The organism is Nitrospira sp., assembly GCA_016873435.1.
In the GTDB taxonomy this organism is placed as follows: Bacteria; Nitrospirota; Nitrospiria; order Nitrospirales; family Nitrospiraceae; genus VGXF01.
This window is the reverse complement of sequence record VGXF01000006.1, coordinates 110,142-116,627: the sequence shown is the minus strand read 5'-3', so window position 1 is coordinate 116,627 and position 6,486 is coordinate 110,142. Positions and strand designations below refer to the sequence as shown.

At 58.9% G+C, this 6,486-nt stretch carries 7 protein-coding genes; 5 read left to right on the top strand and 2 right to left on the bottom strand.

What is annotated here, in order from left to right:
• The coding region (locus FJ248_05605) for a hypothetical protein (GenBank protein MBM4120362.1) at positions 1-1,139 on the bottom strand (1,139 nt) is incomplete at its 3' end.
• Between the two features lie 181 nt (positions 1,140-1,320).
• On the opposite strand from FJ248_05605, the gene FJ248_05600 reads away from it, so the two are divergent.
• From FJ248_05600 to FJ248_05580, 5 genes are all read left to right on the top strand, one after another.
• A complete protein-coding gene (locus FJ248_05600) occupies positions 1,321-1,920 on the top strand; it encodes a 50S ribosomal protein L9 (protein ID MBM4120361.1) in 600 nt (199 codons plus the stop codon).
• 24 nt (positions 1,921-1,944) lie between these two features.
• Positions 1,945-3,198 carry a serine hydroxymethyltransferase gene (locus tag FJ248_05595; GenBank protein MBM4120360.1) on the top strand — a complete coding sequence of 418 codons (1,254 nt, stop codon included), beginning with the start codon at positions 1,945-1,947 and terminating at the stop codon, positions 3,196-3,198.
• 22 nt (positions 3,199-3,220) lie between these two features.
• Positions 3,221-3,685: a transcriptional repressor NrdR gene (nrdR, locus tag FJ248_05590; protein ID MBM4120359.1), complete on the top strand. Its 465-nt coding sequence runs from the start codon at positions 3,221-3,223 to the stop codon at positions 3,683-3,685.
• A gap of 82 nt (positions 3,686-3,767) precedes the next feature.
• Complete coding sequence (locus FJ248_05585; GenBank protein MBM4120358.1) at positions 3,768-4,886, top strand: hypothetical protein; 1,119 nt, start codon at positions 3,768-3,770, stop codon at positions 4,884-4,886.
• A complete protein-coding gene (locus FJ248_05580; GenBank protein ID MBM4120357.1) occupies positions 4,873-5,544 on the top strand; it encodes a response regulator transcription factor in 672 nt (223 codons plus the stop codon). Before FJ248_05585 ends, FJ248_05580 begins: the two co-directional genes overlap by 14 nt.
• 46 nt (positions 5,545-5,590) lie before the next feature.
• Here FJ248_05580 and FJ248_05575 read toward each other — a convergent pair whose 3' ends face one another.
• Positions 5,591-6,244 carry a sulfite oxidase-like oxidoreductase gene (locus tag FJ248_05575; protein ID MBM4120356.1) on the bottom strand — a complete coding sequence of 218 codons (654 nt, stop codon included), beginning with the start codon at positions 6,242-6,244 and terminating at the stop codon, positions 5,591-5,593.
• Positions 6,245-6,486 lie beyond the last annotated feature (242 nt).

Here is a 6,486-nt window from a genome sequence, read left to right as displayed (position 1 = left end):
TCCTTGTATTCCGGCTTCAGGTCTTTTGGAATGGCGGCTTCCGGCGTCAACGCAGCGATCCGGCGCTGCGCCTCGTCCAGCTCAACTTTCACCTCCGTGATCTGCTGCTCGTGGAGCCGATTATATTCTGGCAGTGACGTCATGTTCCTGCCGACGGTCTGCATGGCCAGCCGTTTCATCAACGGCAGCGATTCATAGGCTGCCAGTGTTTCAGTGTTCGCTTTGATCTTCGTTTGTAGATCAGTCATCTGCGTGACCAGCCGCCATTCGAGCAGTCGGACCTCATTTAAATCGCGCTGTTTCTCCGCCTTGTAGGCGAGCAGCGGGGTGAGTTCACGGAACCGCTCGTACTTTTTGCGCAGGGCCGCCTTGTCCGCGCGCGACCGAGCATAGAACTGGTGCATCTGTGCTTCGAAGCCGAGCTCGCCAAGCGCGATGGTGGCGACGGTCTTCTCCACCGGCATTTCGTACCGCGTGATGAGACTCTTATAGGGGAGCGGCGCATACTTGAGCGCGCGGGCGATGAGGCCGGTTAATTCGTCCGACCGCCGGTGGTCCGGGCTGATGACGAGCAGCCGTTTGTTGTTGCGGGCCAGCGTGACAATCAACGGGATGAGCTTGCTCCGGCGTTCAGCTAGGTCGTCGGTCCAATAGGTTGTGAGGGCGGCGGACTCGGGTGCCGTGCGGGTACGGGCCGTTTCGTCCGGATGGAGCCAGGGGATCAAACGCTCGGCGGGCCCCAGTGTGAACTTGTCGGCCTGGGTGGCCATAATGGACAGTCGCTGCGAAACGGTCTGAACAAACCCGGCCGCATCAGGGACGATGGTCGTGGGGCCGACGTTCTGGCCAAGCGATTCGTAGGTTTGAACGAGTGCCGCGTCGGGGGCGTGGCCGATCACGACGCCTTCCGTCGGTTCGAGGTCGCTTGCTGTGTCACCCGGCACGAGACTGACCGGCAAATCTTCCGGCAGATGCGTGCCAGCCGGCAGGGCTATCTTATAGAGTAAGAGTGTGCCGACGGCCGCCATCTGCCGGCCGTTTGGGGAGGCAATCGGTGTGTCGCCGTTGCGATTCAGCACTGCCCGGCTTTCCTCGGCCAGCGCGCGACTATAATAATAAAGCAGGTCAGAGAGTTTCATTGCACGCATCATAGCAGGACGGTGAAAAAGTCCGCCAGTTTTGTGTTGTTTGAGCAATTCGCGCACCACAGAATCTTGTGGTGGCCCTCCAAAAATCAGCGATTTTTGGCCCATTCCTTGATTGACTTTTGCCCGACCGAGTCCGTATCATTTCGCCTTCACACAGAAGGAGTTACGCCACATGAAAGTGCTGTTGAAGGAACACATCGAGGGCGTGGGACACCTGGGTGACGTACTGGAGGTGTCCGACGGCTTTGCCCGCAACTATCTGCTCCCCCGCAAGAAGGCGATTGAAGCCAATGAGCGGAATGTCAAGGAATTCGAGCACCATAAGCGCATCGTGGCCGAGAAGGCTCGCAAGGAAAGGCTCGAACTGGAGACCTTTGCGAAACAAATCTCTGCCGTGTCGCTGAGCTTCACGGTGAAGGCCGGCAAGGATGGCAAGATCTTTGGTTCAATCACGAGCAAGGATATCGAAGAGGGGCTGGCCGGGAAGGGCGTGACGGTGGACCGCAAGAAGATCCATCTCGCGCAGCCAATTAAGGCGCTCGGGTCGGTGGTGGTGCCGGTGAAGCTGCATCGCGACGTCACGGCGACGGTGACGGTCGAGGTCGTGAAACATCACGAGGAGGCTGCAACCGACGAGGCGGCCGAGGGCCACGACGAGCACAAGAAGCACGACAAAAAAGCGAAACACGAGAAGCACGACAAGCACGAAAAGGCCGAGAAGCACGAGGTGATTGAAAAGAAAGAGAAAAAGAAAAAAGGCAAGGACGAGTAAGCCATGAGTGATGCCGAAGCGTCCATGCAGGCCTTGAAAAAGTCCGATCCGGCCGTCTACGCCGCGATCAAGGCCGAGGAAGCCCGCCAGAAAGAAAAACTCCTCCTAATCGCCTCCGAGAACTTCGCCAGCCCCGCGGTCCTTGCCGCGCAGGGCTCTCTGATGACCAACAAATATGCCGAGGGCTATCCCGGCAAGCGGTACTACGGGGGCTGCCAGTACGTGGACACCGTCGAAAGCCTCGCCATCGAGCGCTGCAAGCAGGTCTTTGGCGCCGAGCACGTCAACGTCCAGCCGCACTCCGGCTCACAGGCGAACATGGCGGCCTTTTTAGCCGTGCTCAAGCCAGGCGATGTGATTATGGGCATGAACTTGGCGCAGGGCGGACATCTGACGCACGGGAGCAAGGTGAATTTCTCCGGCATACTCTTTCAGTCGTTTTTCTACGGCGTAGAACGCGAGACCGGGCGGATCAATTACGATGAAGTGCAGAAGCTGGCCGAACAGTGCCGCCCACGCATGCTGGTGGTCGGCGCGAGCGCCTATGCGCGCACGCTGGACTTTCCCCGGTTCCACCAGATTGCCAAGTCCGTCGGCGCCTATTTGATGGTAGACATCGCGCACATTTCGGGCCTTATCGCCGCGGGGCTGCATCCCAGTCCGGTCCCCTACGCCGATTTCGTGACGACGACGACGCACAAGACGCTGCGCGGGCCGCGTGGTGGCGTCATCATGTGCAAGGCCGAGCACGCCAAGGCAGTGGACAAGTTCGTGTTCCCCGGCATGCAGGGAGGGCCGCTGATGCACGTGATCGCGGCCAAGGCCGTGGCCTTCAAGGAAGCGCTTGCCCCCTCGTTCAAGAGCTATCAGAAGCAGGTGCTGGCGAATGCCAGGGCGCTGGCGGCCAGTCTGATGGAGCGAGGCTATCAGGTCGTTTCAGGTGGGACAGACACCCATTTGATGCTGATCAATCTAAGCAACAAGAACGTGACCGGCAAGGACGCCGAGACCGCACTGGACGCCGCCGGCATTATTGTGAACAAGAACGCCGTTCCCTATGATGAGAAGCCGCCAGCTGTGGCCAGCGGTATCCGCATCGGCTCGCCGATCGTGTCCACGAGAGGCATGAAGGAAAAGGATATGGCCAAGATCGTGGCGCTGATAGATCGTGTCATCCAGGCACCGCAGGATGCCGCCGTGCAAAAGACAGTCCGCGCCGACGCTAAGGCGCTGTGCAAGAAGTTCCCGTTCATTTACGCCTACAAGGCGTCGCGTTGAACCTTGACGGGGGCGGTCGCCCGTGAAGTGTCCGTTCTGTGACGATTTGGAAGATAAAGTCGTCGATTCGCGCATGGCGAAAGAAGGCGAATTGATTCGCCGCCGCCGCGAATGCCTCTCGTGCAAGCGCCGCTACACCACCTATGAGCGCATCGAGGAAAGTCTGCCGATGGTCGTCAAGAAGGACGGGCGGCGCGAGCCTTACGACCGCGCCAAGATTCTCAGTGGCATCAAGAAAGCCTGCGAAAAACGTCCCATCAGTGTGGCCACGACCGAGGCGGTGACGGACCGGATCGAAAAGCGGCTCCAGGAAATGGGCGAGACCGAAATCAAAAGCCGGGCTATCGGCGAAGAGATCATGCGAGAGCTGCACAATCTGGATCAGGTTGCCTACGTCCGATTCGCGTCCGTATATCGCGAGTTCAAGGACATCGACCAGTTCATGGACGAGCTGAAGACTCTGGCCCGCGAGCGCGAGAAGAAGTAAGTCCTTTCGATTTCCCCTCCTGTGCGATCGTGGTAAAGTGTGTGGCCCGCGGGATCCCGCGCGAAGGAGCAAGCTCACGCACATGGCGACGGTCAAAACCAAAGGCAGGCGGCGTCCGTTGGCGAAGGCGCGCGCCGCTATGTCGGCCACGCATGTGGCGATCATTGGCGCCGGCCGGGGCGGCACAGCGCTCATGGAAATCTTCGCGCCGGATCCGCTCGTCCGCATCGTCGGCATCGCCGAGGTCAATCTGAAAGCGCCTGGCATCAGACTGGCGCACCGGCTGCGCATTCCTGTCACGCGCGACTACCGCAAACTGCTTGAAATGGAGCGGGTGGACCTGGTCATTGACGTCAGCGGCAGCCAGGCGGTCGGGCGAGTACTGCTGGATTTCCATCGCATGGGAGTCACGATCATCGGTGGAGCTAGCGCCAAGTTCATGTGGGAGCTGATCGAGGCGCGCATCCGGGCCACAGCGGAAATCGAAAAGACGCTCAATCGCTACCAGACGCTCTACCGCCTCTATGTGAAGGAATCCGAGTCGGCCGTGTCCGAGGAGCGGACACGGATCGCCTGCGAAATCCACGACGGCCTCGTGCAGCACCTCGCCGGCTTAAACTTCAAGTTGGATCTTGGCCAGGAACAATTGACGAAGGACATCACGGCTGCCGACGAGACGCTCCGCCAGACAAAGGCCGAGCTCAAGATGGCCATCCAGGAGGCACGGCAGGTCATCTTCAATCTGCGCCCAGTCCATTACGACAAGATGGAGCTGATCCCGGCGCTGACGACCTATCTGAAGGCCTATGAATCGCAGTGCCACATCAAAACAGAATTCTCGCTGGCCGGCGACGAGAACACGCTGTTCCCAAAAACCAAGGTCTTTCTATTCCGCATCATCCAGGAAGCGGTCAGCAACGTACAGAAGCATGCCAAGGCAGACCGTGTGGCCGTACAGGTCTCGATCGGCAAGGAGAATCTCACGGCGACGATCATGGACAACGGTGTCGGGTTCGACGTCGAATCTGTCTCCCGTGATCCCGAGAAGTGGGACCATTTTGGGCTGCGGGGTATTCTGGAGCGCGCGCGGCTGGTCGGTGGCACAGCCGTCATTGAATCGAAAAAGGGTAAGGGCACGCGGGTGCTGATTACCGTGCCACTGGTGGAAAAGAAGGAGGCCGGACGGAATGGAAAAAATTAAAGTCTTGATTGCGGACGATCATCGCGTGGTGCGTGAAGGCCTCTCGTCCATCCTTAAAACCAAAGAGAACATCGAGGTTGTCGGCGAGGCGCAGGACGGGCAGGAGGCGGTTGAAAAAACCCGCGCGCTGGAGCCGGATGTTATTTTGATGGACGTGAGCATGCCGCGCATGGGTGGTGTGGAAGCTACGCGCATCGTCAAGCGGGAGTTTCCGCACATCGGCATCATCGCGCTCACAATGTACGAGGAGCAGCAGTATATCTTCGACCTCGTGCGCTCAGGTGCCACCGGCTATTTGCTCAAGGACACCGATTCCTCGCAGATCGTTTCGGCCATCCGTGCCGTCTACCGTGGCGAGTCGCTCATTCATCCCTCCGTGGCAAGCAAGATCCTCGCGGAGTTTTCACTGCTCGCTCAGGGGAAGGGCAAGAAGCGGCTGGGGGTGGAGCACGATCTGACAGAGCGCGAGATCACGGTGCTGCGGCTGGTCGCCGACGGCAAGACGAACAAGGAGATTGCGAACAGTCTGGATTTGAGCGAAAAGACCGTTAAGAACCACGTGCGGAACATCTTCCACAAGCTGCAAGTCTATGACCGCACGCAGGCCGCGATATTGGCGATTCGGAAGGGGATTATTGATCTCGAGCCGCGGCCGTAACGGCTGCGGAAAGCGCCCTCTTCCCAAGAGAGAGGGAGGAAAGACCTCACGCGTACCGGTCCTCTTCCCAGGGGAGCGCGGTGTTTGAATACCCGCGCACCTCCCAGTAGCCCGGCTTGTCGTTCTCCAGAAAAACAATTTCTTTTACCCACTTCGCGCCCTTCCACGCGTAGCGCTTGGGGACATGCATACGGAGCGGGCCGCCGTGCTCCTTCGGGAGCGGCTTGCCATTCCAGCGGTGGATGAGCATCACATCGTCATCGTCGCAGGCTTCAAGCGGCAGGTTGGTCGAATAGTTATCGTAGGCGGTGAAGTAGACGAATTTTGCCCTGGGCGTGGGTTTGGCCACCCGCACGATGTGTTTGAACAGAAGGCCTTCCCAGGCGTTGTCGAAGGTGCTCCACGTCGTGACACAGTGAAAATCGGTAACCAGCTCGACCTGTGGCTGAGCCAGCATCTGGTCCCATGTCCAGGTGAACGGGTGCTCGACGAGGCCGCTGACGGTGAGGGTCCACTCGTCGAGCGACAAATCTGGATGGATGCCGAGGTCCAGGACCGGCCAGGTCTGGACCTGATGCTGGCCGGGCGGCAGCCGTTCAGCACGCTCACGGTAGTCCTGCGCAACGCCATCTTCCAGCAGGCCCCGCTTGGCTTTCGCCCAGTCCTCTTTTTTGGCAATCAGGCGCTCATTCGGCTCCATCGTCGTTTCCTTCCAGCTGAGGAGCACAGCGAGGGGCAATCCAACGGAGGGCACTCTAGCATCCCCCTTGCTACCCTGACAATGGAAGGTCAAGAAAGGGTAGATGAACTTACAGTTCTGGAGGTGGCCGGGGGCGGCCTTAAACTCGTTAAAAATGCTCCTCGATGAAAAAAGCAACAGATGTCATTTTTTTGCAACAATCTACCATGGTCATGCAAAAATAATTCATGTAAAATCAAGCG